Here is a 2536-nt window from a genome sequence, read left to right as displayed (position 1 = left end):
AATATATAATGAAGATGATATATATTTAATAATCTCATTCTGTATTACCATCTCATTGTTAATACTGTTAATATCTTTATACGCTTGCTCTAATTTGACTTTTTGCATTGCTAAAAGTTCGTTTGATTTTTTTACTTTTTCCTGGTTTTGTCTTAGCTCTTCATTTGTTTGGCTCATTTCATCAATCACTCTTCCTTGACCAAACACTTGAGCATCATAGTTATTTACTACCTTTGCATAAAGAGAGATTACAAATGTTACCAAAGCTATTAACAATAAAAAGACACAAGCAATAGGGAATAAACGTTCCTTTATTTGGCGATTTATAATCATATCTGCAACTAATAAAACTATCATAGGAATTGAGCCTGTTAATATCGCTAACGTTCGATAATAACCTTCTTCAAAATCAAATGCCAAAACATATTCGCAAAAGAATAACAAAAGAATCAGCATTGCCAAACTCATATTATATGGAATCGTAGCCATAAGTACACAGCCCGCTGCTGCAGAAATCTCCGCAAATCGCAATAGATATACAACACTTCTTCTGTTCATATAATCTTTAACAGAAAGTATTACATCGACTACAAATACGGGAATAATAACTGCAAACGCACGTATATAGCTAGATGACTCGGATTGAGCATATCGTTCCATTAAATACACAAGCAAGAACGCAATTAAATATCTATGTAATTGCGCATATTTCTTCTGTTTTAATATCTTTTTATTCAATATCACGACTTATTCCTCCCAATATAAATTAATCACATCTTCATTCTCGATTGGAGTTGAGAACTCTACTGGTCGTTGGTTTACTTTTAACACTAAAGATGTTCCTCTTGCTGTTGTCATATCGAACTCATAAAAATCGAGTATATCAACAAAGATATAACTTTCTTTTCCATGTAGTGTTACGTTTTCTCCATTCACTAGTATTTGAATCTCTTTACTAATTGTCTTTATATTATTTGTATTCGGAACTTCCTCTATCGCATCTTTTTTTGTATCCTCTGATTTTGCTACAATTTGTTCTTTGTCCTCTTCTGCTGATACAATCCCTGTTACTTCTTCATTAAGATCTCGAAAACTACCATCACCAATATTCTCATAGACAATTGTGAAATTCTCATAAACCTTATCGTCCATGCTTGCATATACATTATTCACTTTGATATCTTCTTGGTAAGGCAAATCCATAAACTCTAATAACTGACCTAGTGTATAGTAGTTGAGAATTTCAATCGTATCACCATCAGCAATATTATAATATTCTGATACTAACTTATGGTTTGCTACTACAAATTTCGGACACACCACATTCTTTTTATTAAATGTAAATGTAATTGTACTACTATATTCCGGAATTTGATTGATACATAATTCCGCAGCCTTTCCAGCTGTTGATTCCACTATCTCAATTTTATCATTTTGAAGAATTGCTGTATTAATGCCAGTTTCTTTTCCATTGAGTTTTACTATAGCAGCTTCTCCTAGCTCACCACGAACCATTCGCGTCTGGCCATTCACTGTATATTGAATCGCATTACCTCTCTTTGGAAACAATTTTTCATTTGGAAAACCATACTGAATTGCTGCATCAACAATTGTAAGTTTGCTGTTATCATATAACTTTGTACGTTCTCCATTCACATTAACGAATATAAAATTATTCTTCTGCTCATAGTAATTAAGACAGATACCAATTGGTGTAACAAGAAGTGGATCTTTCTTAATCTTCGTTGGTAAGAAGTTTACTTCTCCTAATACTTCTTCTCCTCGAAGCGCAACTCGTTCCTCTGGTAATCCAAGGTTTTGAGCCAGTGCCTCTACAAATCCTATAACCTTACCACCACCACCTACTACGAATACTGCACTTACTGGTTTTCCACCATTTAACTCAATTATCTTCTCTGCTACATTCTTCGTTATGAACATAATTGTGTCTTTTAACGCATCTTTAACTTCATCTACTGAAATTTTATGAGAGATTCCCATAATATCTTTATATGTTATCGTTTTTTTCTTTGCACAACCTTGTTTAATTTTCTCTGCTTCTGAAAATACTACGAGGTATCTTTGCATAATCTTTTCTGTCAATTCATCACCTGCATACGGCATCATACCATATGCAACAATACTTCCATCTTTTGTGACTGATATATCGGATGTTCCTGCACCAACATCAACTAATGCTATATTAAGCATTCTAAACTTCTCCGGTATCGCCACATTAATCGCTGCAATCGGCTCTAATGTTAAATTCGCAACTTGTAATCCCGCTTTTTCTACTGCACAGTATAATCCACTAATTACCTCTTCTGGCAAAAATGTTGCTAATAATTCAACACTAATTCTACTTGCCTTATGATCCTCTAATTTCAACATCGGATAATCATTCAAATAATAGCGTACAGGCGTATATGCTACACAATAAAAATCAATATCCTCTTCCTACATTTCTTCGCGAATAGTATCATATGCCTTCTCTACAGCCAGCAAGTCTAACGAATGAATATGCACATCTGTTAAT

Annotated in this window: 2 protein-coding genes; both read right to left on the bottom strand. The window is 33.5% G+C overall.

From position 1 onward, the window contains the following. On the bottom strand, positions 1-744 hold a 744-nt coding region (locus RMR19_RS04755; RefSeq protein ID WP_310602354.1), incomplete at its 3' end, for a hypothetical protein. 3 nt (positions 745-747) lie between these two features. Then, complete coding sequence (locus RMR19_RS04750) at positions 748-2391, bottom strand: cell division FtsA domain-containing protein (RefSeq protein ID WP_310602353.1); 1644 nt, start codon at positions 2389-2391, stop codon at positions 748-750. Between the last annotated feature and the right edge of the window lie 145 nt (positions 2392-2536).

Source organism: Anaerosporobacter sp. (assembly GCF_031551385.1).
Lineage (GTDB): Bacteria > Bacillota > Clostridia > Lachnospirales > Lachnospiraceae > Anaerosporobacter.
The sequence above is the reverse complement of the archived record's forward strand: the minus strand, read 5'-3'. Positions and strand labels throughout refer to the sequence as shown.

Bases quoted from the DNA above. Each gene is read 5' to 3' on its own strand.
- RMR19_RS04750 (WP_310602353.1), bottom strand. From the start codon at position 2,391: ATGTTGAAATTAGAGGATCATAAGGCAAGTAGAATTAGTGTTGAATTA.